Annotated in this window: 21 protein-coding genes; 8 read left to right on the top strand and 13 right to left on the bottom strand. The window is 61.7% G+C overall.

Going from position 1 to position 23061, the window contains the following annotated elements; all coding sequences use genetic code 11:
• The first annotated feature begins 25 nt into the window (after positions 1–25).
• On the top strand, positions 26–991 hold the full coding sequence (locus tag WNE31_RS12800; RefSeq protein ID WP_349980197.1) for a LysR family transcriptional regulator: 966 nt from the start codon (positions 26–28) through the stop codon (positions 989–991).
• A 59-nt stretch (positions 992–1050) separates the two neighbouring features.
• Here WNE31_RS12800 and WNE31_RS12795 read toward each other — a convergent pair whose 3' ends face one another.
• Complete coding sequence (locus WNE31_RS12795) at positions 1051–2583, bottom strand: trimethylamine methyltransferase family protein (protein WP_349980196.1); 1533 nt, start codon at positions 2581–2583, stop codon at positions 1051–1053.
• A gap of 185 nt (positions 2584–2768) precedes the next feature.
• Here WNE31_RS12795 and WNE31_RS12790 point away from each other — a divergent pair, with 185 nt between their 5' ends.
• Positions 2769–5171: a GcvT family protein gene (locus WNE31_RS12790; RefSeq protein WP_349980195.1), complete on the top strand. Its 2403-nt coding sequence runs from the start codon at positions 2769–2771 to the stop codon at positions 5169–5171.
• Between the two features lie 21 nt (positions 5172–5192).
• Here the strand turns inward: WNE31_RS12790 and WNE31_RS12785 are convergent, their stop codons facing one another.
• Both WNE31_RS12785 and WNE31_RS12780 read right to left on the bottom strand, forming a co-directional pair.
• The gene (locus WNE31_RS12785) at positions 5193–5630 is read right to left on the bottom strand and encodes a low molecular weight protein-tyrosine-phosphatase (protein ID WP_349980194.1); all 438 of its coding nucleotides are present in this window, start codon (positions 5628–5630) and stop codon (positions 5193–5195) included.
• Positions 5630–6325: a 2-dehydro-3-deoxygalactonokinase gene (locus tag WNE31_RS12780; protein WP_349980193.1), complete on the bottom strand. Its 696-nt coding sequence runs from the start codon at positions 6323–6325 to the stop codon at positions 5630–5632. The genes WNE31_RS12785 and WNE31_RS12780 overlap by 1 nt, the downstream gene beginning before the upstream one ends.
• Positions 6326–6445: 120 nt before the next feature.
• On the opposite strand from WNE31_RS12780, the gene WNE31_RS12775 reads away from it, so the two are divergent.
• Entirely contained in the window at positions 6446–7144 is a 699-nt protein-coding gene (locus WNE31_RS12775; RefSeq protein WP_349980192.1) for an NAD-dependent deacylase, read from the top strand.
• Between the two features lie 86 nt (positions 7145–7230).
• On the opposite strand, the gene WNE31_RS12770 is transcribed toward WNE31_RS12775, so the two are convergent.
• The 5 genes from WNE31_RS12770 to meaB all read right to left on the bottom strand — a co-directional run bounded on the left by WNE31_RS12770 (position 7231) and on the right by meaB (position 10614).
• Complete coding sequence (locus WNE31_RS12770; RefSeq protein ID WP_349980191.1) at positions 7231–7722, bottom strand: copper chaperone PCu(A)C; 492 nt, start codon at positions 7720–7722, stop codon at positions 7231–7233.
• A 75-nt stretch (positions 7723–7797) separates the two neighbouring features.
• Positions 7798–8079, bottom strand: coding sequence for a hypothetical protein (locus WNE31_RS12765; protein ID WP_349980190.1), 282 nt, complete (start codon positions 8077–8079; stop codon positions 7798–7800).
• 265 nt (positions 8080–8344) lie between these two features.
• Complete coding sequence (gene rpmB / locus WNE31_RS12760; RefSeq protein WP_349980189.1) at positions 8345–8635, bottom strand: 50S ribosomal protein L28; 291 nt, start codon at positions 8633–8635, stop codon at positions 8345–8347.
• Between the two features lie 201 nt (positions 8636–8836).
• Complete coding sequence (locus WNE31_RS12755; RefSeq protein ID WP_349980188.1) at positions 8837–9640, bottom strand: alpha/beta hydrolase; 804 nt, start codon at positions 9638–9640, stop codon at positions 8837–8839.
• Entirely contained in the window at positions 9637–10614 is a 978-nt protein-coding gene (gene meaB / locus WNE31_RS12750; protein ID WP_349980187.1) for a methylmalonyl Co-A mutase-associated GTPase MeaB, read from the bottom strand. The genes WNE31_RS12755 and meaB overlap by 4 nt, the downstream gene beginning before the upstream one ends.
• A 52-nt stretch (positions 10615–10666) precedes the next feature.
• Between meaB and WNE31_RS12745 the strand changes: the two genes are divergently transcribed.
• The 4 genes from WNE31_RS12745 to WNE31_RS12730 all read left to right on the top strand — a co-directional run bounded on the left by WNE31_RS12745 (position 10667) and on the right by WNE31_RS12730 (position 16031).
• A complete protein-coding gene (locus WNE31_RS12745) occupies positions 10667–11416 on the top strand; it encodes a DUF3108 domain-containing protein (RefSeq protein ID WP_349980186.1) in 750 nt (249 codons plus the stop codon).
• 46 nt (positions 11417–11462) lie between these two features.
• Positions 11463–13913, top strand: coding sequence for an ATP-dependent helicase HrpB (gene hrpB / locus WNE31_RS12740; protein WP_349980185.1), 2451 nt, complete (start codon positions 11463–11465; stop codon positions 13911–13913).
• 87 nt (positions 13914–14000) lie between these two features.
• Positions 14001–14459, top strand: coding sequence for an NUDIX hydrolase (locus WNE31_RS12735; protein WP_349980184.1), 459 nt, complete (start codon positions 14001–14003; stop codon positions 14457–14459).
• Positions 14460–14546: 87 nt separating this feature from the next.
• Entirely contained in the window at positions 14547–16031 is a 1485-nt protein-coding gene (locus WNE31_RS12730) for an inorganic phosphate transporter (RefSeq protein ID WP_349980183.1), read from the top strand.
• A 53-nt stretch (positions 16032–16084) separates the two neighbouring features.
• On the opposite strand, the gene gndA is transcribed toward WNE31_RS12730, so the two are convergent.
• The 4 genes from gndA to WNE31_RS12710 form a co-directional block, all read right to left on the bottom strand.
• Positions 16085–17488, bottom strand: coding sequence for an NADP-dependent phosphogluconate dehydrogenase (gene gndA, locus WNE31_RS12725; protein WP_349980182.1), 1404 nt, complete (start codon positions 17486–17488; stop codon positions 16085–16087).
• 86 nt (positions 17489–17574) lie between these two features.
• Positions 17575–18597 carry a 2-dehydropantoate 2-reductase gene (locus WNE31_RS12720; RefSeq protein WP_349980181.1) on the bottom strand — a complete coding sequence of 341 codons (1023 nt, stop codon included), beginning with the start codon at positions 18595–18597 and terminating at the stop codon, positions 17575–17577.
• 190 nt (positions 18598–18787) lie between these two features.
• On the bottom strand, positions 18788–19714 hold the full coding sequence (gene argF, locus WNE31_RS12715) for an ornithine carbamoyltransferase (protein ID WP_349980180.1): 927 nt from the start codon (positions 19712–19714) through the stop codon (positions 18788–18790).
• 4 nt (positions 19715–19718) lie between these two features.
• Positions 19719–20900 carry an aspartate aminotransferase family protein gene (locus WNE31_RS12710; RefSeq protein WP_349980179.1) on the bottom strand — a complete coding sequence of 394 codons (1182 nt, stop codon included), beginning with the start codon at positions 20898–20900 and terminating at the stop codon, positions 19719–19721.
• Between the two features lie 296 nt (positions 20901–21196).
• Between WNE31_RS12710 and WNE31_RS12705 the strand changes: the two genes are divergently transcribed.
• Positions 21197–22072 (top strand): DMT family transporter, encoded by an 876-nt coding sequence (locus tag WNE31_RS12705; protein WP_349980178.1) that lies wholly within the window; start codon positions 21197–21199, stop codon positions 22070–22072.
• 82 nt (positions 22073–22154) lie between these two features.
• On the opposite strand, the gene WNE31_RS12700 is transcribed toward WNE31_RS12705, so the two are convergent.
• Positions 22155–23060: an EamA family transporter gene (locus tag WNE31_RS12700; protein ID WP_349980177.1), complete on the bottom strand. Its 906-nt coding sequence runs from the start codon at positions 23058–23060 to the stop codon at positions 22155–22157.
• Position 23061 lies beyond the last annotated feature (1 nt).

The following is a 23061-nucleotide window of genomic DNA, read 5'->3' as shown; positions in this document are numbered from 1 at the left end:
AGACAAATCTATCGGGAGACAGACCATGCTGATGAAAGGCGTCACCCTGCGGGGTCTGGAAGTGTTCGAAGCCTTGGCCGCGTCCGGCTCGGTCGCGCAGGCTGCCGAGGTCACGGGCCTGTCGCAACCCGCCGTCAGTCAGCAGGTCCGAAACCTTGAAAAGGCCCTTGGCACGGATCTGGTCGATCACGGCAAACGCCCGATGCAACTGACCCCGGCGGGGCGCAGTTTTCTGGCGCGCACCGAGAGCATTCTGTCGGAACTGCGGCTTGCTCAGTCGGAACTGACTGTGATGGACCTGACCCATCTCAGCACGCTGAACATGGGGATCATCGACGATTTCGACAACGACCTGACCCCGCGCCTTGTCACGGTTCTGGCAGAAAGCCTGACACGCTGCCGGTTCAAACTGATCACTGCGCCCAGCCATGAAATTACCGCCGCGATGAAAGACCGGCGCCTGCATATCGGTGTCTCGGCCAGCACCGGAGAGGTGCTGGACGGTGTCACGGAATACCCCTTGGTGCGCGACCCGTTCGTGCTGGTGGCCCCGCGTGGCAAACTGCCCGCCAGCGGCGACCGGATGCAGGCACTGCAGGGCCTGCCCATGCTGCGCTATGAGCGGGAACAGCTGATCAGCCGCCAAATTGAGGCGCATCTTGCGCGCCAGAAACTGACCTTTCCCGAGCGGTTTGAAATTGGCAGCCACCTGTCGCTGATGGCGCTGGTGTCGCGGGGGATTGGCTGGGCAGTGACAACGCCGCTGGGCTATATGCGCGCGGCGCGTTTTCACGATCTGGTCGACGCGCATCCGCTGCCCTTCAAACCATTCAGCCGTAACATTTCCCTGTTCGCAAGCGCCGACTGGGCGGACCGCGTGCCGCGTGACGTGGCCCAGACCATGCGTCGTCTGGTGCAGGGGCAGATCATTGATCCCGCGTTGCGGTCCCTGCCCTGGCTGGACGGCGAGTTGCGGGTGCTGGAGGCCTGACAGCCCCCCTGCCCCGCCTGTCCATTTGGTTTGGGGAACGTACTGCACATATGTCATTGTCATGTGGCCCCCAACCGGATTGAGAACCTCTCGCGGATCGCCTTGTCGGATGCGGTGTCCAGGTGTCCCGGATCCGGCTGGGCAAGGATCTCGCGCGCCCGCGCACTTGCCCGCATCCACGCATCGGGCCGCCCCTTTTCCGACCAAGTCACCGGCGCGTCACGGTCCGCGAAGGCCGGATAGAAATAGTCGCGCTCCATCGCGCCCATGGTCTGCATTCCGCCAAGGAAATGTCCCTCGCCCAGAACGGCCTCGACAATCGCGTCATAGCCCAGCGTGTCCTCATTCACCTCGACCCCGCGCAGGGTTCGGTAAATATGTCCCAGCATGTCATTGTCTAGCAGGAACGCCTCGAACGACGCCCCCAGGAGCGAGGCTGACATGCCTGCGCTTTCATAGATCAGGTTGCCCCCCGCCAGCCCCGCGGCCATAGCCGAGATGCCCTTTTCCATGCCAAATTGCGCATCTACCGCCTTGGCATCAGTCATCGAACTGGCCACGCCCGACACCAACCCCAGCCAGTTTGACACTTGCGCCGAGGCGGCGTTCATCACGCTGATTTCGCCACCACCGCCACAGAACGCGCCTGTCCGCAGGTCGATCACCAGGGGCCAGTTCGAAAAGACCATCGGATATCCCGGTTCAAACACGTGAACGGCGACTAGGCTGGCCAGCGTTTCCGCAAGCGACTGCGCCAGAAACCCCGCAAGAGTGGCCGGCGCAGTTGCCCCTGACTGGGCCGCGGTGATGCAGCTCATGGGGATACCGTGGTGCAAACAAGCCATCATCACCTCAACCGCATCCGCACCGAACCGCATCGGCGAAATCACCGGAGAGATGTGAGCCTTGATCCATGGGTTGCGCCCGAAACTGCCCGCGCCGTCCGCAATCTCGACCATCTCGATGATCGGCGCCACATGCTCGGCCAAGGTAAAAGACGTGGCGACGGGGCGCGTCGTGCCCCGCAACAGGGCGTAGGCGGTGTTCAGGTCAAGGCTCCATTCGTCGGTCATGTCGCTCGCGACGACACAGCGTGTAAACCAACTGACGTTTTCAAGACCATCCTGCAACCGCGTGAAATCATAGAGATCCTGCAATGTGGACGGGCGGTAATCTCCGCTTTCCAAGTCCAGCACCTGCACCGCGGCCCCGCCAGTGCCGAAATGCACCCGATCCCCGCCCACCGTGATCGTGCGGGCCGGGTCGCGCCCGTGTAATTGAAACTCGGTCGGCGCGGCGGCGATGGCGGCCTCAACCAGTGAGGCCGGAATTTGAACCCTGTCGCCGACCTTGCGCGCCCCATGTTGACGCATCTGGGAAAACAGGGGCTCGGGCACCTCGCCCATGCCAAGGCCCTCAAGCAGGCGCAAGGCGGTCGCATAGATCGCGCGGCATTCGGCCTCGGTCAAGGGTCTGTACTGTCCACCGATCTGGCCCGGCTGACAGGGATTGACCGTAGGGGGTGCAGCGCGCTGCGCCAGTTTTTCGCGACGCCCGGATCGGCGCCGTGGGGATGCAGGAATAGTGTTCATGGGACCTTGAAAGCCGCTCTCAACATCCAGATCAGAGCGTTGCGGCGGATCTGGCAAGCGTAGATTTCGAGTTTCGGGAACGGAAATTCTTACATTTCAGATTTCTTAATCTGGAAATTGCCCTTTGCCCAGCATCCGTGCTGTCGGCATGCTTCGCAAAATTCCATCGCGCACGAGGTTGCCCCATGAAATCCACCACACGCGTCGTTGTCATTGGCGGCGGCATCGCAGGCTGTTCAACCCTTTATCACCTGACACAGGAAGGCTGGTCCGATGTGGTTCTGGTGGAACGCAACGAATTGACCAGTGGCACGACCTGGCATTCGGCGGCGCAAGTAACAAATTTCGGCATGAACCAGACCATGTTAGGGCTGAAATCGCACTCCATCAAACTGTACCGCAAGCTTGCCGCCAACCCCGACTATCCTGTCGGTTACCACTATGGCGACGGGGGGATCCGGCTGGCCAATACTGAGGTGCAGATGGAGGGCTATCATCACTTTGCCTCGCAGGCCGCCGGGATGGGTGTGGAGTTCGAGGTCATCGACGCCGACGAATGCGCGCGGCGCCATCCGCTGATCTCGACCGACAACCTTGTCGGCGGGCTGTGGGATCCGCATGACGGCGATATCGACCCGGCGCAACTCTGTCAGGCGCTTGCTTCTCATGCACGAAAAGCAGGAGCCGAAGTCTATCGCAACACCCCCGTGACCGGCTTGACCCAGCACAAGGATGACAGCTGGACCGTGCACACCGAGAAGGGCGATATTGATTGCGAGATCGTCGTGAACGCCTGCGGATATCGAGTGAACGAAGTGGGGGCTATGATGGGCGTGCATCATCCGGTGATGTCGATGGAGCACCAGTATTTCCTAACCGAAAACATCCCCGCCATTGCCGAGGCAGGCCACCGGATGCCCCTACTGCGCTGCCCGATCAGCGACTATTACTGCCGGCAGGAAAAAGGCGGGCTGCTGATCGGGTTCTATGAACAGGACTGCAAGACATGGGGCATGGACGGGATCGACCCGAATTTCGTGAACGCCCTCTGCCCGGATGATCTTGAGCGCGTCATGAACGTGCTGGAAGGGGCCTTTGCCCGCATGCCTGCGCTGCGCGATACCGGCATCAGGGCCGTGGTCAACGGCCCCATCACCTATACGATCGACGGCGCGCCGCTGGTTGGTCCGATCCCCGGTAAACGTAACGCTTTCTGCATCATCGGCCTGCGCGCCGGATTAGGCGAAGGCGGCGGGCATGGCTGGCTTCTGGCGCAGCAGATCGTACATGGCGAGGCCTGCTATGACACGTGGTGCCTCGATCCGCGCCGCTTTACCGGCCACGCCAATGTGGAGCTGACTGCCTTGAAGGCGATCGAGGAATACCAGAACGAGTTCCGCTTTCACTTTCCGCACGAACACCGCCCTGCAGGGCGCTTTGCCAAAACCACGCCCCTGACCCCCGTGCTTCAGGCAGAAGGGGCTGCGTTCACCCCTGTCAATGGCTGGGAACGCGCGGATTTTTTCAAACCTGCGCCCGACTTTGCCGAGACCCACGGCTATCGTTTTAATGAGGTCTTCGATGTGGTCGCCGCCGAAGTACAGGCCGTGCAGACCGCCGTGGGCCTGACCGAGGTCAACGGGTTCAACCGGTTCGAAATCGCGGGCGACGGGGCGCGCAACTGGCTGGACCGGATGTTCTGCGGGCGTGTCACCCGCAAGGCAGGGCGCGTGGGGTTGGGCTATTTGCTGAACCACCATGGCTGTATCAAATCCGAGGCCACCATTGCCAATCTGCCGGACGGGCGCATCTGGTACGGCTCGGCGGCCGCGTCGGAATTTCACGACATGGACTGGCTGACCGCCCATGCCCCCGAGGGCGTGACCATCACCAGCCTGACCAACGACCTGACCATTCTCGTCCTTGCCGGACCGAAAGCACGGGATGTCTTGTCGGCGGTGGCGCGCGGCGATTGGTCTGCCGAGGCGTTTCCGTGGCTGTCTGTGCGCCCGGCTTTTATCGGGATTGCCCCCGCAACCGTCATGTCGGTCAGCTTTTCCGGTGAACTGGCTTACGAAATTCATGTGCCGAATGCCTCGCTTTTTGCGGCCTACACAGCGTTGCGCGCGGCGGGCGAGGCGCATGGGATGACCCTGTTTGGCGCACGCGCGGTTGAATCCATGCGGATCGAAAAAGGCTATCGTCACTGGAAGACGGACCTGATCACCGAATTCGATCCATTCGAGGCCGGCCTCGGACGGTTTGTCAAACTGGACAAGCCCGATTTCCTGGGTAAAGAGGCGCTTTTGAAACGCCAGAAAACCCCGTCAGACAAGCGGTTCGCAACACTGCGCCTTGACACCGATATTGCCCCTGCCCAACCCGGCAGTTCGATCCGCGCAGATGGCGAGGTTGTGGGCACTGTTACCTCTGCCGACTGGGGGCACCGGGTCGGGGAAAACCTGGCCATGGGGTTTCTCATGGCGACAGAGGCGCCTTTGACCGTGGACATTCTCGGGCAGCCCGTTACGGCAGAGAGTGTGGACCCAGTGCGATATGATCCCGAAGGGGTAAAGCCACGATCCTGAGATCGCAGGCATGCGTGCGGCTTAGTCCGCCAGTTTCGTGGCCAGCCCGCGCGCGCAATCTTCAATCAGGTCCAGAACACTGTCAAAATCGCGGGTGTAATAGGGGTCGGGCACCTCATCCATTCCCCGCTCGGGCGCATAGTCGGTGAACAGGCGCAGGGGGGTGGTGCTTCCAGCGGGGCGCAGGCGTTCCATATTGGCGATGTTCGATGCATCCATTCCGAGGATAAGGTCGAACCGGTCGAAATCCGCCGCCTCGAACTGGCGCGCGCGCAAATCCGAAAAGTCATAGCCACGCGCGCGGGCCGCCGCCTGCATCGGGCCATAAGGGGGCTCGCCGACATGCCAACTGCCTGTACCCGCGCTGTCGGTCTGGACGCCCGAAACCATCTGGCGGAATACGCCTTCTGCGGCGGGCGACCGGCAGATATTGCCAAGGCAGACAAACAGAACCCGCATCACACACCTCCGTGCGCAGACACAGCCGCTGCGACCCCGTCCAGCATCAGCTCCATGCGATCACCTCGCGTGACCGGCACCCCTTGCTCTTGCAGGGCGCTTTCCAGCGCGTCAGCAACGCGCCCTTCTCCGACAACAACCACCTGCTGGCCAAGCCAGTAGGGCCGCGCCGCCGCGAGTTCAGCTCCAAGCAACGCCCCCCAAAGCGTTCCGGCATCGCCTGCCCGCGCAATATAGGCCGCCAGCCGTTCGGGCCGGGCCATCGCATCGGCCAGCGCCGCGCGCTGACGTGCCTCGTCCCAATCGGCCGAGACCTCAAGCGCCGCGGCCAGTTGCGCGGTCACGAACCGTTGAAAACTGATCACTTCTCCGGCGCTGACATGCGCCCAGACGGTACTGTCCCCCAGAATGCACAGCACCCCGTCCCAGTTCGGATGCGCTGTAGCATAGCCCGCGATCGCGGCCTCGGCCCCATCGCTGTTCTGGCCATCCCAGGTGAGCGGCGGAAACAGCCAGCCGCCGCCTTCGCCGGGCAAAAGCGCCTCGGGGACGGCCTTGCATGGCAGGTTGCGGCCCTGCCCGCCGCCCCCGACCATGACGATGGGGCCGCCCGGATCGGCGACCGGCTGACGCCCCGGCATATCCCAAAGCGCGATGCCGGATTTGCGGCGTTCGGCAAGTGTCCAATGGCTCATACGTGTCTCCTTTCCGTTCGGTTTCCCCAAACCTGCGGCAAAGGTCAACTCTCCCTTGCCGCGCTTCCTGCGCATTGCCATGCTACGCACAACCGATTGTCAACATACGAGGCCCGTTTCATGAGCAGCGATAAGATTGTGATCCTCACCGGTGCAGGGATTTCTGCCGAAAGCGGGCTTGGCACGTTTCGCGACGAAGGCGGGCTCTGGGCTCAACACCGGATCGAAGACGTGGCGACCCCCGAGGGGTTTCACCGCAACCCCGATCTTGTGCATGCCTTCTATAACGCCCGCCGCGCGCAGGCCGCCGAGGCCGAGCCGAACGCGGCCCATCATGCGCTGGCACGACTGGAACGGGAACATCCCGGAGAGGTCCTCGTCGTGACCCAGAATGTCGATGGGCTGCATGAAAAGGCGGGGTCGCGCAACGTGCTGCACATGCACGGCTTTCTGGCAGGCGCGCTATGTGCCAGCTGCGACCATCGATGGCCCGCGCCGCTGGAGATGTCGAAGTCTGACACCTGCCCTGCCTGCGGCCACGCCGCGACCCGACCCGACATCGTCTGGTTCGGTGAGATGCCTTACTACATGGACGAAATATGGAGCCACCTGGCCAGTGCCGATACCTTTGTCGCCATCGGCACCTCGGGCGAGGTCTATCCGGCGGCGGCCTTTGTGCAAGAGGCCGACCGCGGGGGCGCCCACACGATCGAGCTGAACCTAGCACCGTCGTCGCGCGTGTCGGATTTTGCAGAAACATGTTTCGGGCCAGCGTCGCAGATCGTGCCGGAATGGGTCGCACAAGAGCTGTCTCGCTAGCCTGAGCATGAAAAAGGGCCGCCCCTCAGGGCGACCCTTGACCGATCATTCAGGCACAGTCGCCACGCCAAAGGCGCGGCCTGCCATTAGTTCTTTTTCATGTTGCCGTGGTTCATGTGACCACCGCCATGCATCGGCTTGCGTTCGAGGTCGACGGGGATTTCCACCGGGACTTCGCCCGCTTTTTCGAACACCAGAACGACATTCACAACGTCGCCATGTTCAAGTGTTTCGTTCAGCCCCATAAACATCACGTGGTCGCCACCACGCATCAGCATGTGTTTGCCATGGGCCGGAATGGTAAATCCTTCGGGGATGTGCAGCATCTGCATCACACCATCGGCGTTTTCCTTGTGGGTGTGCAGTTCGACTTTCTTGGAAACATCCGAACGCGCGTCGATCAGTTGATCGTCTTCGTCGCCGTGGTTTTCGATTTGCATGAAGGCGGCACCGGATTTCGACATCTTGGCCGAAACGCGGGCATAGGGATCGGTGATAACGATCATGCCTTCGGCAAAGGCGGGGGCAGCAAGGGCAAAAGCGGCCACGGCGGCCATGGTGATGGTTTTGAAGGACATGGGTCTCTCCTGTCTCAATAGATTTCCGAGATGGGTCTTGTTTTGGGGACGTGCAAAAACATGCGCCAAAAGGCGTCAGACCCGGAGAGGGGGGGCGCGCGCCGAAGTCTCGACCGGTCGAATCACCCGGAACGAAACCGCATAGGCTTCTCCGATCTTCCGCCCGCGGCTTTCGTCAGGGGCCGCCAGCGCAGGGACAGGCGCAACGGCATCCATTAGCGAAAGACTGAACTCTGGGCAGATATGGGAAGGGCCGGTTGGATTGCCCTCGGCATCTACGGGCACCATCACCGGTCCAGTGCCGATGCATAGCTCCATGAAGCCGGACGCAGTGGGCATTCCACGCGCAATCGCCATGCTGTGCCCCGTCAGAACGAGCACAGCAACCAACAGAATCGCGATATGTTGGCGCAACCTGACCATAGGTTGTATCTAAACCTTCCAGCGCCGGAGTGTATAGCGACAAAACGCCGTATCACACGCGCGCCGGCCCACTGGCCGCTTCCCGCTGAAACGATTGCGCCCCAACTTGAAGTGTGGACCGTATTCCCCTGAACAAACAGGAAAACCCCCGCCTGATGCGTCAGGCAGGGGCTTCTTCACTGTCCGATCTTCAAAAGACTTAGGCGTTTGCGGCCTGTGCCTTTGCGATCTCTTTTTTGACTTTCAGCGCGTTGGCCGACAGGTCGCCGTCCTTGGCTTTTGCCAGGAACGCGTCCAGACCGCCACGGTGGTCTACCGAACGCAGGGCTGCCGCCGAAATGCGCAGCTTGACGCCACGGCCCAGAGCTTCGGATTGCAGGGTCACGTCGTTCAGGTTGGGCAGGAAGCGACGCTTTGTTTTGTTGTTGGCGTGGCTGACATTGTTGCCAGTCATCGGGCCTTTTCCGGTCAGTTCGCAACGGCGCGACATGGGTACATCCTCGTTTTTCGGTCCACGGGGAGTGGCCCCCGTCAAAGCAAATGGGCGCCGCAAAGGCCGCGCCCGGAAATTCGTTCGGCGTCATTAGGCCGAATTGATTGGGGCGTCAAGTGATTCAGGTGAAGGAATCTTCAGACAAGCAGTGATTTATGCCATCCCATGACAAACCACCAGCCAAAACAGACAAGGCACTCACTTGGCCGGGGGGGCCAGTTCTGCATGGCGGGTAAAGGCGATGCGGGCAAGTGTCATGTGTTCGCGCCGTGCCGCGTTTTCCCCCAGATGCCGCCAATAAGTGGGCGACTTCCGTCGGCTTTTACGGTGTTTCTGGCGGATTTCCTCCACATCGACCTGCCCGGATAAAAGCTGGGACTGCACCCGTCCGAAACCACCTGCCTCGCCCAGAACCCGCGTGGCCGGATGGCCTCCGCAGCCAAGTCGGCAAATGACCAAGTTTGGGAAACTGGTCTGGATCAGATCGGCGTGGCGATGATCCAGCGGGCGGAACGGATCCATCAGGATCACCCCTTTGAGGCCCCGCTTGGCCCGGCTGGCCACATCCCCCATCGCGGCGTCAAAGCCGTCGGCGCAATCACGGTAGCGCCGGTCCCACGGCACCACTTCGGGCGCGATCGAAATCTGTGGAGATACCAGCAAGGCGTGTTGCAACCCAAGCACCTCGGCAAAGCGCAATATGCCATAGCCGCCCATGGAAAACCCGGTGCCGACAATCCGACGATAGGGGCGGACCAAGGCACCGAGGTGCGCCTCAAAATCGGCAGTTTCGGAATTGATATACCAGTCATTGAACCGCGACTGCAGATGCAGGTGGGCATAGTTCCGTTTCACGAAACGCCGCACGGGACGGGCCGTATCAAAAGCACCGTCCGGACTGACCCGTTGGCGAAAAGTCACGATCAGCTTGGGCGCATCGGCATTGAACAGGGTGGCCCGCAGCCTGTCCCCGCCGAACACGATATCGCCCTCGGCCTTCATGATGCGAGATAGTCTTCCAGCATCCGTTGCGCGGCCCCGCTCGGGGTGGCCTTTCCATTTTCCACGTCCAGCGCCAGATCCGCCATCGCCTCGCGCGCGGGGGATTGCAGAAGCCGTGCCAGCAGCCCCTGCCGCACCTCTTCCTCGAACCAGAACCGCGCCTGCGCCGCGCGGCGCATGTCCCAATGGCTGTGTTCCCGCCGCCATTGAATCAGGGTCTGCATTTCGTCCCAAGCAGTTTCAAGCCCGTTCTCTTGCAATGCGGACACGGTCATCGCCTTGGGATATCCCTCGGGATCCTGCGGACGTTTGCGCAGAAGACGCAGCGCCCCGGCATAGTCGGCACAGGTCCGCATCGCAGCATGTTTCAGGTCCCCGTCGGCCTTGTTGACAAGGATGATGTCGGCAATCTCCATGATCCCGCGCTTCACGCCCTGCAACTCGTCGCCGCCGGCAGGGGCCAGCAGCAACAGGAACAGGTCCGACATTTCCGCCACAACGGTTTCCGACTGACCTACACCGACGGTTTCGATCAGCACCACATCAAACCCGGCAGCTTCGCACAAGGCCACGGCCTCGCGGGTGCGGCGGGCAACCCCGCCAAGATGTGACTGGCTGGGCGACGGGCGGATAAAGGCATTCGGATCGCGCGACAGCCGCTCCATCCGGGTTTTGTCGCCAAGGATGGAGCCGCCAGACCGCGCCGAGGACGGATCGACCGCCAGAACTGCCACTTTCAGCCCCTTGGCCGTCAGCATCATACCAAAGCTTTCGATAAAGGTGGATTTGCCCACACCGGGCGTACCGGACAGGCCGATGCGCAGCGCCTGACGGCCCGAACCCCGCAGTTTTTCCAGCAATGCGCCAGCCATGGCGCGGTGATCGGCACGACCGCTTTCCACAAGCGTGATCGCCCTTGCCAGAGCCCGCCGGTCCTGTTTCAATATCTTGTCATGCAGCTGTGCAATATCCATGGCCGTACCTGTTTTTCCGGCGCTGCCCGCGCCTTTCGCTTGGGGTGTTTACATGCCTTGTCGCTTGCGCGCTTGTCCAGTCTCGATCCCTGCCCTGCCCCGATTTTTCCGGTCTGCGCTTCCAACCGCCGCAGTTGTCGTCAGCCTTGCCGGTCCCGCCACTTCTGAACAGCTTTGGTCGGTACACGCCTTCGGGGTGAAGGTCGGCGAGTTGAGGGTCAAGATGCAGGAAACCGGATCGACCTATCAAGGCGCGGGCAAGTTCGAGACCACGGGTCTTGTCGGCATTGTTGCCAGCATCCGGTTTGACGCCGCCTCAAACGGGCGCATCGGGCCGGATGGTTATGTGCCCAGCCGCTATGAAGGCCATATCAACACCGGTAAGCGTGTTTCGGAAACCGAGCTTTTGTTCTCTGGCGGCACACCGAAAGAGGTCAGTGGCAAACAGGATCCGGCCGTGCCGATCCAGCCCACCGACCTTGCCGGCGCGCTGGATCCCATGACCCTGATGTGGATGACCCTGCGAGACCTGCCCGCGCCGCCCGCCTGCACACAGGACGAAAAACAATTCGATGGGACGCGACTGGCGCGGTTGCGACTGACCGAACGGATTGAAGACGGGGCCGAGATCACTTGCGCGGGTAGTTATGACCGACTTGGCGGATATACGTCCGAAGAACTGGCCGAGATGTCACGCTCGCCCACCTCGGTCACATACCGACTTGAGGACGGGACGTGGCGCGCCAGCAAGGTCCGGCTGAGCTCGCGCCATGGGCCTGCCACGCTTGTGCGACGACGTTAGGGTGCCCCCTCTGGACCCGCCCTCCCGCTTGGTTGATAAGAGGCGCATGTCCCGCCTGCCCATCCATGACGCCATTGCCCCGCTGATCGACGCCCTGCGTGGCGCCGGGCGTGCTGTGCTGCAAGCCCCGCCCGGTGCGGGCAAAACGACGGTTGTGCCGCTGGAAATACTGGCCGCCGATCTGACCAAGGGCCGCATCCTGATGCTGGAGCCGCGCCGCCTTGCCGCGCGCGCCGCGGCCGAACGGATGGCGCAGACCTTGGGCGAACCCGTGGGCCGGACGGTGGGATATCGTATCCGCGGCGAAAGCAAGATTTGCCCAGACACCCGGATCGAAGTGGTGACCGAAGGGATCCTGACCCGCATGATCCAGACGGACCCCGAACTTGCGGGGATTGGCGCAGTCATTTTTGACGAATTTCACGAACGGTCTCTGAATGCGGATCTGGGGCTGGCGCTGTGTCTTGAGATTGGCGAGGCCCTGCGCGACGATCTGATCCTGCTGGCGATGTCGGCCACATTGGATGCCGCCCCCGTGGCCAGCTTGATGGGGCAAGTCCCGGTTATCACCTCTGAAGGGCGCAGCTTTCCGGTGGAAACGCGCTGGCTGGACCGCCCGCTTGCCAAGGCTGAGCGGCTTGAGGACGCGACCGCGCGCCTGATCACACAGGCCGTGGCCGAGACGTCGGGGGGCGTGTTGGTTTTTTTGCCGGGCGAAGGTGAAATCCGGCGGGTACAGTCAAAGCTTTCCCTGCCTGCAGAATGCGATGTGCGCCCTTTGTTCGGGGCGATGCCCTTCAAGGACCAGCAGGCTGCGATCCAACCGGCCAAGACCGGGCGCAAGGTGGTGCTGGCCACGTCCATCGCGGAAACGTCGCTGACCATTCAGGATATACGCGTCGTGGTCGATGCAGGACGGGCAAGGCGCGCGCGGTTTGATCCCGGATCGGGTATGTCGCGCCTTGTCACCGAACGGATCACCCGGGCCGAGGCCACCCAAAGGCAGGGCCGCGCGGGCCGGGTGGCCGAAGGGGTGTGTTATCGGCTTTGGACCAAGGGCGAGGAAGGCGGGCTTTTGCCTTTTCCCCCTGCCGAAATCGAGTCCGCCGACCTGACGGGGTTGGCACTGGAACTGGCCGTGTGGGGGGCGACGCCAGACGATCTTGCCTTTCTGACGCCGCCCAACGCGGGCGTTTATGCCGAGGCCCAGGCCCTGTTGCGGTTGCTGGGAGCACTGAATGCGCGTAACCAGATCACGGCGCATGGGCGCGATCTGGCCGCCTTGCCGCTTCATCCCCGGTTGGCCCATATGATGATTCTTTCAGGTCCGCAGGCCGCCCCCCTTGCCGCGTTGCTGGCCGCACGCGATCCCTTGTCGCGCGGTGCCCCGGTTGATCTACACCTGCGTCTAGAGGCCCTGCAGGATCTCAGGTCCTTTACCGAGCGGCGCCCCTATGGCGTGAACCGCGCCGCCTTGCACACGGTGCGCGACGAGACCAAGCGCCTGTCCGCCGCGACCCGCGACCTGAGCAAGGTCGAGAGAAGTGCTGCGGAAATGGCCGCGCTGGCCTATCCCGACCGGATCGGGCTGCGCCGCAAGGGGGACACGCCGCGTTTTGTGCTGTCAGGTGGCAAAGGGGCCGTGCTGGACGATGCCGATCCCTTGGCGGGCACGCGGCTGATCGTGGTCACCGACACGGACGGGAACCCCCGCGAAGCCCGTATCCGACAGGCCGTCGCCATCACCGAGTCCGAAATCCGCGCCCTGTTCGCCGAGCAGATCACATGGGTCGAGACCTGTGAGTGGTCCCGGCGCGAGCGTCGGGTGATTGCCCGGCGACAGGAAATGTTCGGGGCCATAGCCCTGGACGACCGGATCTGGAAAGATGTGCCTGATGATGTGACGGCACGGGCCATGATGGACGGTGTGCGGGACCTTGGCCTGACCTTTTCCGATGCCGCCCGCCGGTTTCTGGCCCGCGTGGCCCTGCTCCGCGAGGCAGGGCACGACCTGCCGGACATGTCCCAAGAGGTGTTGATGGACAGGCTTGAGGACTGGCTGCTGCCGCATATCTCGGGCATCCGGACCGCCGAGCAGTGGAAGAAATTCGATCTGCTTGACGCCCTGCGCGCGCGGCTGGACTGGTCGCAGATGCAGACCCTGGACCGACTGGCGCCCGCACATTTCACGACCCCACTGGATCGAAAGATACCGATTGATTATTCCGGTGAACACCCTGAAATCTCGTTGCGCCTGCAAGAACTGTTCGGACAAACCACGCACCCGATGGTCGGGCGCACGCCCCTGCGTGTCACCTTGCTGTCGCCGGCGGGACGCCCCGTCCAGACCACCATGGATATTCCGGGGTTCTGGGCCACGTCCTATGCCGATGTGCGCAAGGACATGCGCGGGCGCTATCCCAAACACCCTTGGCCAGAAGACCCGACTCAGGCCGATCCGACCCTGCGCGCCAAACGCCGAAAACCAACAAAATAAAGAAAATTTTGCATAAGGGTTGAAACTTACGCACCCAAATGTATATACATTGCACAGACAAAAAACGCGCAATACCAGAGCAGTTCTATGACAGACGCCTTCAAAAAGGCGCTGACCAATGTGGTTGGCCCTATCTTGCAACGACCCAAACGCCTCCAGGTGGGGGCGCTCTGCTACCGTGAGGAGGGTGCATCCAAAAAGGTTCTGTTGATCAGCAGCCGCGACACAGGACGCTGGATCATCCCCAAGGGATGGCCGATTGATGGCAAACACGCCCACGAAGCGGCCATGCAGGAAGCCTGGGAAGAGGCTGGCGTCAAGTCGGGGAATGTGTCGGACAAGATGATCGGCACCTATGATTACGAGAAAGAGCTCAAGACAGGCCTGCCCGTCACCGTGGAAACTTTGGTTTACCCAATCCGTGTAGAACGCCTGACCGACAGCTACCCCGAGGCGCACCAGCGCAAACGCAAATGGGTCAGCCCCTCCGAGGCTGCAAACCTCGTGCGCGAACCCGAGTTGAAAGCTATTTTGCGCCAATTGTAAAACTTTTGTAACGGAACTGCGACAATATCCTTGAAATGAGGGTGCACCTGCCCTAGGGCGGCGTAAAGCTGCTTGGGGGAAAATTCCGTGACCACACCATCGAACGACGCCGATCATCTGGAAACGCTTGACCGCGACCTCGACCGTTTTTCACATCTTGAAACCGCGACGCAATATGTGGCCCGCCCGATGGTGGGGCTGGGCATTGCCCTAATCTTTATCGTGGTCGCAGGACTCGTGGCCGGATTTTTCTTTGGGGATTACCCGTCAAATCTCGTCGTGATCGCGGCAGCCGGTTTTGGGGCCTATATGGCGATCAACATCGGGGCCAATGACGTGGCCAACAACATGGGGCCCGCAGTCGGCGCAAACGCCCTGACCATGGGCGGCGCAATTGTCATCGCGGCTTTGTGTGAAAGCGCGGGGGCCCTTCTAGCGGGCGGTGACGTGGTTTCGACCATCTCGAAAGGGATCATTGATCCGGCAGGGATCGCCAACGCGCAGATTTTCATCTGGGCCATGATGGCCGCGCTGATTTCTTCGGCCATGTGGGTCAATCTTGCCACCTATGTCGGTGCGCCGGTGTCGACCACGCACTCGGTTGTGGGCGGCGTGATGGGGGCAGGCATTGCGGCTGCGGGCTTTGCCGCAGTCAACTGGCCCACCATGGGCAAGATTGCCGCGTCCTGGGTCATTTCGCCGGTTCTGGGCGGGGTGATTGCCGCCGCGTTCCTGGCCTTTATCAAGACCAAGATCATCTACCAGGAAGACAAGATCGCCGCCGCCCGTCGCTGGGTGCCGGTGCTGGTGGGGATCATGGCGGCCGCCTTTGCCTCGTACTTGGCGCTCAAGGGCCTGAAACGCATCGTCAAGATTGACCTCATGACGGCGCTGACCATCGGCTTGGTGGTCGGGGCGCTGACCTATGTGATCACCGCCCCGCTGATCCGCAAGCAATCCGAAGGTATGGAAAACCGCAACAAATCGCTCAAGGTGCTGTTCGGCCTGCCTTTGGTCTTCTCGGCAGCGCTTCTGTCCTTTGCCCATGGCGCCAATGACGTGGCCAATGCGGTCGGTCCGCTGGCGGCCATCGTGCATGCCTCGGAGTTCGGGGATTTCGCCGCAAAGGTCGCGATTCCGACATGGGTGATGGTGATCGGGGCCTTCGGGATTTCATTCGGCCTGTTCCTGTTTGGCCCGAAACTGATCCGCATGGTTGGCAGCCAGATCACCAAGCTGAACCCGATGCGGGCCTATTGCGTGGCGCTGTCGGCAGCCATAACAGTGATTGTGGCGTCGTGGCTGGGACTGCCCGTGTCCTCAACCCACATCGCGGTTGGCGGTGTGTTCGGGGTCGGTTTCTATCGCGAATGGCACGCCGAGCGCCGTTTGCGCAATTCTGCCGCTCAACGCCCCGAAGCCAAGCGCATCGCGCCCGAAGAACGCCGCCGTCGCAAACTGGTACGTCGCAGTCATTTCATGACAATCGTAGCAGCATGGGTGATCACAGTGCCCGCCGCCGCGCTGCTTTCGGGGGTGATTTTCCTGATCCTGAACGCGGTCGTGAACTGAACCGATAAACACAACACCTTGGCAGCCGGGCAGCACGCCCGGCTGTTTTTCATTCAGCGAGACCACCAGGGCCCGTGCTGGGGGCCGTCGGCATCAATCCGTTCGTACCCATGGTACCCGAAAAAATCCCGCTGCGCCTGAATCAGATTGGTGGTGCCGCGCGCCTGCCGCATCGTGTCGAACCACGCCAACAGCGCTGACATGGCCGGCACAGGCACACCCGCCTGTATCGAAGCCGCAACAACCGCGCGCAGGGCCGGCACGGTAACGCGCAAACGTGTCTGGATCGCCGGATAGCGCAACAGCGCGCTGTCGTCTTCCGTGTCTTTCAGAATATCCGCCAGATCATTCAAAAGTACCGATCGGATGATACAACCCGCCCGCCAGATCTCGGCAATCCGCGACAGGTCAAGCGCCCAGTCATATGTTTGGGACGCGGCTTGCAGCACCGCAAATCCCTGCAAATGCAAGAGCAGACGGGCCGCCTCGAACGCCGCGCCAAGCACATCGTCCTGCGGCACCTCTGCCGAAAGGGTCTCGGTCAGGGACTCGGCGATCTCGGCACGCAGGTCTTTTTGAGAAGACCAACTTCGGGCACCGACGGCGGCCTCGATCCCGCTGGGCGACTGGCCGAGTTTCAACGCCTCGATCACCGTCCAGCGCCCGGTGCCTTTCTGGCCTGCCTGATCCCGGATCACGTCGACCACGGGCCACCCTGTTTGGGGGTCCTCGGCTTGAAGGATCGTGGCGGTGATCTCGGTCAGGAAACTTTGCAGCGGACCGGTGTTCCACGCCGCGAACACTTGCCCGATCTCTGAAGCCTGGCGGGCGCTAGCATCGCGCATGATACCGTAAAGCTCGGCAATGACCTGCATATCCGCATATTCGATGCCGTTATGCACGGTTTTCACGAAATGGCCCGCACCATCCGGTCCGACATGGGCAACGCAGGGGTTACCTTTGAAGTCCGCCGCGATAGCGTTCAAAACGGGATGCAGACGCGCCCAACTTTCGGCGCTTCCACCCACCATCATCGACGGCCCGTGCCGCGCGCCCTCTTCGCCGCCAGAGACCCCCATCCCGACAAAATGCACCCCATGCGCCTGCAGGTCTTTGGAGCGCCGCCGGGTGTCATGAAAATCGGCATTGCCCGCATCCACGATCATGTCCCCTGCTTCAAGCAGCGGAAGCACCTGCGATATCATGTCGTCCACCGGGACGCCTGACGGGATCATGAACAGCACAACGCGCGGACTGGACAGGGCCGCGACAAATGCTTTGAGGTCTTCACACGCGATGATCTGGCTTGAGAGCGGTCCGGCCTCGGTAACGAAATCCGCGACCCATTCAGACTCGCGGTTGGCAACAGCAACGGGAATGCCCTTTTCAGCCATGTTCAGTGCAATGGCACTGCCCATCGTTCCCAAACCATAGACACCGATATCCGCCTGTCGCATCAAGAATATTCCGCCGTATTGTTTTCGCTAACACTGCGCCGGAAAACCCCGCTCTGCAAGGGGCGCGACGCGATATCGCGGGGACCTCAGGCGCGGATTTCCTTGGGCACCAGCTTGGGAGACCCGCGCCCGGCCTTTTCCGCATCGCGGATGAGGGCCGCCACACGCGCGTTGATCGGGGCTTTCAGGCCGTGTTCCTTGGCCAGCGCTACAATCACCCCCTGCAATTCTTCAATCTCTGTCAGGCGTCCGCGCTCGAGATCCTCCCACATCGAGCTGCGGGCATAGGGATCAATCGTCAACATCGTGCGGGCGACCCGCTTGAACAGCGGCGACGGCAGGCGCAGAATCTTGGGCACAAAGCGGATCGGAACACGGCGCGACATCGGGGTTTCGGCAGCAATCCCCGCCTTTTCCAACACCCTGACAGCCTCGGCCAGTTGGTCCGACATGATCCGCCGCCATCCCATGCTGGTCAGTTGTTCGCGCAGGGTCAGACCCGACAGGGCATTGAGCGCATTGTTGAGATTGATCAGCAACTTACCCCATTGCACCGGCGCCATGTTCCGACGCTCATAAAAGGCCAGATCCGGCACGCTCAGAAACCGTGCGACGTGGCCGGGACCGCGGCTGATCTGGATGTCGCCACTTGTCCCGCGATGAAAACACCCGCCCCCCTTGGACATGACATTGAACGGCACCATGCCGGCGCGCACATCGTGATCCGGCAACATCTTTTGCAACACCTCGGCATTGCCCACACCGTTTTGCAGGCTGATGACAACCGCCTCTTTCGGGGCATGGGTGCGAATTTCCCGCGCGATGGTTTCGGTTGCCCCGCTTTTAACCGTGACCAGAATGTAGTCGGCGGTTTTCAGGCATTCTGACGTCGTCGAGATGGTGAAGAAATCAGGCGACAGTTCTTCATCGAGGTCCTGAAAATCGGTGATGGTCAGCCCCTGGCGCAGGATCTCATCCGCAAGGCGCGCACGCATCAGCAAGGTCACGCGATGCGCCCCGCGCACCAGCAAGCCACCCACGAAACAGCCCACGCTGCCCGCCCCTGCGATCACAACATGAGGTCGCGAATCTTTCGGCGCCGAAGACATCCAAAGCTCCTTTCCGGCAGGTTTTCAGGCCTGCCCAGCCATAGCGGTTCTTTGCGGCAGGATTATGATGCCCGCCGCACACACAAGCCTAGCGCATCCGCAGAGAGGGCCAAGCCGAAAGTCACTGTCCCGGCAAAACAAAAAGCCCCGCCAGAGGACGGGGCGTTTTGCTTGGAGTTGGCTCAAACCGTTATTTTCCCACGCACCAGCGCATCACGGCTTTTTGCGCGTGCAGACGGTTCTCGGCCTCGTCAAAGATCACCGAGTTTGGCCCGTCCATGACACCGTTTGTGGCCTCTTCATTGCGGTGCGCGGGTAGGCAATGCATGAACAGCGCATCTGGATTGGCATGGCGCATCAGCTCTTCGTTCACCTGATAGGGGCGCAGCTGGTTGTGGCGGCGCTCGCGTGCGGATTGTGCATCATGCATCGACACCCAGGTGTCCGTCACAACAAGATCTGCGCCCTGCACGGCCTCGATCGGATCGCGCGTGATTTCGATCTTGGACCCTTGAGCGCGGGCAAGGTCGACAAAAGCCTGCTCGGGATCCAGAACTTCGGGGCCGGTAAAGGTCAGGTCGAACCCGAACTGGCCCGCCGCGTGAATGAACGACGCACAGACATTGTTACCATCGCCGGACCAGACGACCTTTTTGCCCTTGATCGGGCCGCGATGTTCTTCGTAGGTCAGGATATCGGCCATGATCTGGCAGGGGTGGGTGCGGTCTGTAAGACCATTGATGACAGGCACATCCGCATATTCCGCCAGTTCCAGCAGAACCTGTTCTTCAAAGGTCCGGATCATGATCATGTCGACATATCGGCTCAGAACGCGGGCCGTGTCGGCAATAGTTTCACCATGCCCCAACTGCATTTCCTTGCCCGACAGCACCATGGTTTCACCGCCCATCTGACGCACGCCCACGTCAAAGGACACGCGGGTCCGGGTCGATGGTTTTTCGAAGATCAGGGCGACCATGTGATCCTTGAGCGGCTGGTCCTCGTCCGGCGCGCCTTTGGGCTTGCCGTTGCGCGCGCCCTTTATCGCCTTGGCACTTTCGATAATGCCGCGCAGCTCGGCCGCATCCGTTTTGTGGATATCCAGAAAATGGTTCATGATCCTAGTCCTTTTGCGCCGCGACCTGCGCCGCAGCCTTGTCGAGACGCGCAACCGCCTCGGAAATTTCTTCGTCAGTGATGGTCAGCGGCGGCAACAGGCGCACCACGTTGTCGGCGGCGGGCACGGTGGCGATTTCCTGATCATACCCGGCCCTGACCACGTCGACATTGGGGGTATAGCACTTGAGCCCCAGCATGAGCCCGGTGCCGCGCACCTCTTCAAACACATGCGGATGGGCCGCAACCAGCCCCTCAAGCTTCTGCCGGAACAGACCCGCCTTGCGGTTTACATCGTCCAGAAACGCGGGCGTTGCCACCACGTCCATCACCGCGTTGCCCACGGCACAGCCCAGCGGGTTGCCGCCATAGGTCGACCCATGCGTGCCCGCAACCATGCCGCTGGCGGCCTCTTCTGTGGCTAGCACCGCACCCAATGGAAATCCGCCGCCAATACCCTTGGCCACCATCATGATGTCGGGGGTGATGCCCGCCCATTCATGGGCAAACAGGCGACCGGTCCGCGCCACGCCGCACTGCACCTCGTCAAGGATCAACAGGACGTCGTTTTCCTTGCAGATGTGGGCCAGCTCGCGCAGATCCTCGTCCGCGATCGGACGGATACCGCCCTCGCCCTGCACAGGTTCAATGATGACGGCTGCGGTGCGGGCATCAATCGCGTCATTCACAGCGGCGATATCCCCCCAGGTCAGGTGCCTGAATCCCGGCAGCAACGGCCCGAACCCCTTGGTCATCTTTTCGCTGCCTGCGGCCGCGATGCCCGCCGAAGACCGGCCATGGAACGCCCCTTCAAAGCCGATGATCTCGACCTTTTCGGGATGTCCTTTCTCGTACCAGTATTTCCGCGCCATCTTGACGGCCAGTTCACAGGCCTCGGTGCCGGAATTGGTAAAGAACACGGTGTCGGCAAAGCTGTGCTCCACCAGCTTGTCCGCCAGCGCCTGCTGTTCGGGGATCTGGTAGAGGTTCGACACATGCCAGATCTTGTTGGCCTGATCGGTCAGCGCTGCCACCAGCGCCGGGTTGGCATGGCCCAGAACATTGACCGCGATCCCGGCCCCGAGATCAAGAAAACGTCGGCCATCCGCCTCGATCATCCAGCTTCCCTCGCCTTTGACAAAGCTCAGCGGCGCCCGGTTATAGGTTGGCAAAACAGATGGGATCATGGTCCTGTCCTTCATTCAGAAGCCCCGTGGTTGCCCCACGCGGGCGGTCAAGTCAACATTGTCGGAAAGTGTTGCGTATCTGTGACGCAATTTCGGATAAGGGGATGCGCTTTTCGCGCAACAAAGCAGCGCGGAATTTATCCGCGTCGGGTGCGTCGCAGGCGTCGAAGGCCGGTCAGTGCAAAGGTCTTATCCATGGCCGCTCTCTAGCGACAAGAACGGGGTTTGAGAAGCCCCAATCCGCAGATGCGGCAATTCTTCTTGCCAAGGCCTGACCGCTCGGTCAAAGCAGGTCCATGACAGATGCGCCCCAACGCCCGGCCCTGGCGGCCCTCCTGACCGTCGCGGCTTCGGCTTTCGTGGCGGGCACCACGCTTCTGGCGAAAGCGTTGGGCACGGGCGCGCTCGGCCCCGCGCTTTCACCGTTACAGATCAGCCAGGGGCGTTTCCTTTTCGCCTTTCTCGCGTTCTCGCTCGCCGCGGTGCTTCTGCGCCCAAGCTTTACCCGTCCGCATCTGGGCATCCATGTGGGGCGTTCTGCCTTTGGATGGGGGGGCGTTACACTCATGTTTGCCGCCGCCAGCTTCATCCCACTGACCGACGCGACCGCCATAAGTTTTCTGAATCCGGTCTTTGCCATGATCCTTGCCATCCCCTTCCTCGGGGAACGGATCGGGCCCTGGCGCGCCGGGTCGGCGGCGCTGGCCTTTCTGGGGGCAATGATCCTGACCCGCCCCGGCATGGGCGCGCTACAGTTCGGCGCACTTCTGGCGCTTTGCGCAGCACTGGCCATGGGTGGCGAAATGATCTTTATCAAGCTTCTGTCGGGACGCGAACGACCGTTCCAGATCCTGTTGATCAACAATGCCATCGGCCTGACCATCTCGACCACGGTGGCGGCTTTTGTCTGGCTGTCCCCAACCCCGCAGCAATGGCTGGCCCTCGCCGGGGTGGGCCTCTTGATGGCTGCGGCCCAAACCTGTTTCATCAACGCGATGCGCCTCGCCGATGCCAGTTTCGTGTCGCCGTTTTTCTACACCACGCTTGCCTTTGCCACGCTTTATGATGCGCTGATTTTCAAGGTGCTGCCTGACACGGTTTCCATTCTTGGGGCGGTGTTGATCCTGACCAGCGCCGCGATTTTGGCGTGGCGCGAAACCCGCCACAGATAAACCCACCCGGCCTTCACCTTCGGAAAGTACTCTGGGGTGAATGGGCGCCCCGGCGCCCAGAGGGGCAACGCCCCTGCCCGCCCTAGGACACCAGAACCAGCGCGAGGATGCTGCAGCTCAACAGCCCCATCCCCAACCATTCCCGGCCCGAAATGCTTTCCTTGAAAAACAGGACCGAACCAAGCACCGCAAAAATCAACTCGACCTGCCCCACGGCTTTGACATAGGCCGCGTTCTGCAAGGTGAACCCCGTGAACCAACAGAATGACCCCGCCATGCTGGTCACACCAATCCACATGGCACTGCGCCAGGCAGCGGCGACGCGCCTGATCTCGCCCGCTTCTCTTAGACGCAACCAAAGCACCATCGCCAGCGTCTGCATGGTGGTCACCGCCGCAAGAGTGACCAGCGCGCGCAGGAAAGGATCTTCGCCCGCCACCTGCAAAGACGCTCCGCGATAACAGACCGCCGAAACACCGAACAATGCCCCCGCAGCCAGCCCCAGCCCTGCCGAGGGGCTCAATAGGCGCGCCCACCCGCCTGCCGCAGCGCCCGCAGCAGGACCGGACAACACCAGAACTCCCGCGACGCCGACAAGAATTGCCCCAAGTCCCAAGACCGAAACCGTATCTCCAAGCACAACAAGACCGATCAGGGCCGTCAAAAGAACCTCGACTTTGATAAAGGTCACCCCCACGGCAAAATTGCGCCGCTTGAACAGCATCACGGTCAACACGGTCGCCACGATCTGGGCCAACCCGCCCGTAGCGCCATAGGCCCAGAACTCTGCGCCCCGCACTCCCAATTGTGCGCCGCCCTGAACCGGATAAAGCGCCAGCAATGCCAGCGCCACCGGGGCCGAATAAAGAAATCGGGCAAAGGTGGCCCCCGCAGCCGACAGTGACACCTGCGACAGGTATTTCTGAAGCATGAAGCGCACCGTCTGAAACAGCGCGGCGGCAATCGAGACGGCAACCCAAAGTTCCATG

It is taken from the genome of Shimia fortis (genome assembly GCF_040225985.1).
Taxonomy (GTDB): Bacteria; Pseudomonadota; Alphaproteobacteria; order Rhodobacterales; family Rhodobacteraceae; genus Shimia.
This window is presented reverse-complemented; position numbering and strand designations above follow the sequence as displayed.

Coding starts and splice junctions, on each gene's coding strand:
- WNE31_RS12800 (WP_349980197.1), top strand. CDS start 26: ATGCTGATGAAAGGCGTCACCCTGCGGGGTCTGGAAGTGTTCGAAGCC.
- WNE31_RS12795 (WP_349980196.1), bottom strand. CDS start 2,583: ATGAACACTATTCCTGCATCCCCACGGCGCCGATCCGGGCGTCGCGAA.
- WNE31_RS12790 (WP_349980195.1), top strand. CDS start 2,769: ATGAAATCCACCACACGCGTCGTTGTCATTGGCGGCGGCATCGCAGGC.
- WNE31_RS12785 (WP_349980194.1), bottom strand. CDS start 5,630: ATGCGGGTTCTGTTTGTCTGCCTTGGCAATATCTGCCGGTCGCCCGCC.
- WNE31_RS12780 (WP_349980193.1), bottom strand. CDS start 6,325: ATGAGCCATTGGACACTTGCCGAACGCCGCAAATCCGGCATCGCGCTT.
- WNE31_RS12775 (WP_349980192.1), top strand. CDS start 6,446: ATGAGCAGCGATAAGATTGTGATCCTCACCGGTGCAGGGATTTCTGCC.
- WNE31_RS12770 (WP_349980191.1), bottom strand. CDS start 7,722: ATGTCCTTCAAAACCATCACCATGGCCGCCGTGGCCGCTTTTGCCCTT.
- WNE31_RS12765 (WP_349980190.1), bottom strand. CDS start 8,079: ATGGCGATTGCGCGTGGAATGCCCACTGCGTCCGGCTTCATGGAGCTA.
- rpmB (WP_349980189.1), bottom strand. CDS start 8,635: ATGTCGCGCCGTTGCGAACTGACCGGAAAAGGCCCGATGACTGGCAAC.
- WNE31_RS12755 (WP_349980188.1), bottom strand. CDS start 9,640: ATGAAGGCCGAGGGCGATATCGTGTTCGGCGGGGACAGGCTGCGGGCC.
- meaB (WP_349980187.1), bottom strand. CDS start 10,614: ATGGATATTGCACAGCTGCATGACAAGATATTGAAACAGGACCGGCGG.
- WNE31_RS12745 (WP_349980186.1), top strand. CDS start 10,667: ATGCCTTGTCGCTTGCGCGCTTGTCCAGTCTCGATCCCTGCCCTGCCC.
- hrpB (WP_349980185.1), top strand. CDS start 11,463: ATGTCCCGCCTGCCCATCCATGACGCCATTGCCCCGCTGATCGACGCC.
- WNE31_RS12735 (WP_349980184.1), top strand. CDS start 14,001: ATGACAGACGCCTTCAAAAAGGCGCTGACCAATGTGGTTGGCCCTATC.
- gndA (WP_349980182.1), bottom strand. CDS start 17,488: ATGCGACAGGCGGATATCGGTGTCTATGGTTTGGGAACGATGGGCAGT.
- WNE31_RS12720 (WP_349980181.1), bottom strand. CDS start 18,597: ATGTCTTCGGCGCCGAAAGATTCGCGACCTCATGTTGTGATCGCAGGG.
- argF (WP_349980180.1), bottom strand. CDS start 19,714: ATGAACCATTTTCTGGATATCCACAAAACGGATGCGGCCGAGCTGCGC.
- WNE31_RS12710 (WP_349980179.1), bottom strand. CDS start 20,900: ATGATCCCATCTGTTTTGCCAACCTATAACCGGGCGCCGCTGAGCTTT.
- WNE31_RS12705 (WP_349980178.1), top strand. CDS start 21,197: ATGACAGATGCGCCCCAACGCCCGGCCCTGGCGGCCCTCCTGACCGTC.
- WNE31_RS12700 (WP_349980177.1), bottom strand. CDS start 23,060: ATGGAACTTTGGGTTGCCGTCTCGATTGCCGCCGCGCTGTTTCAGACG.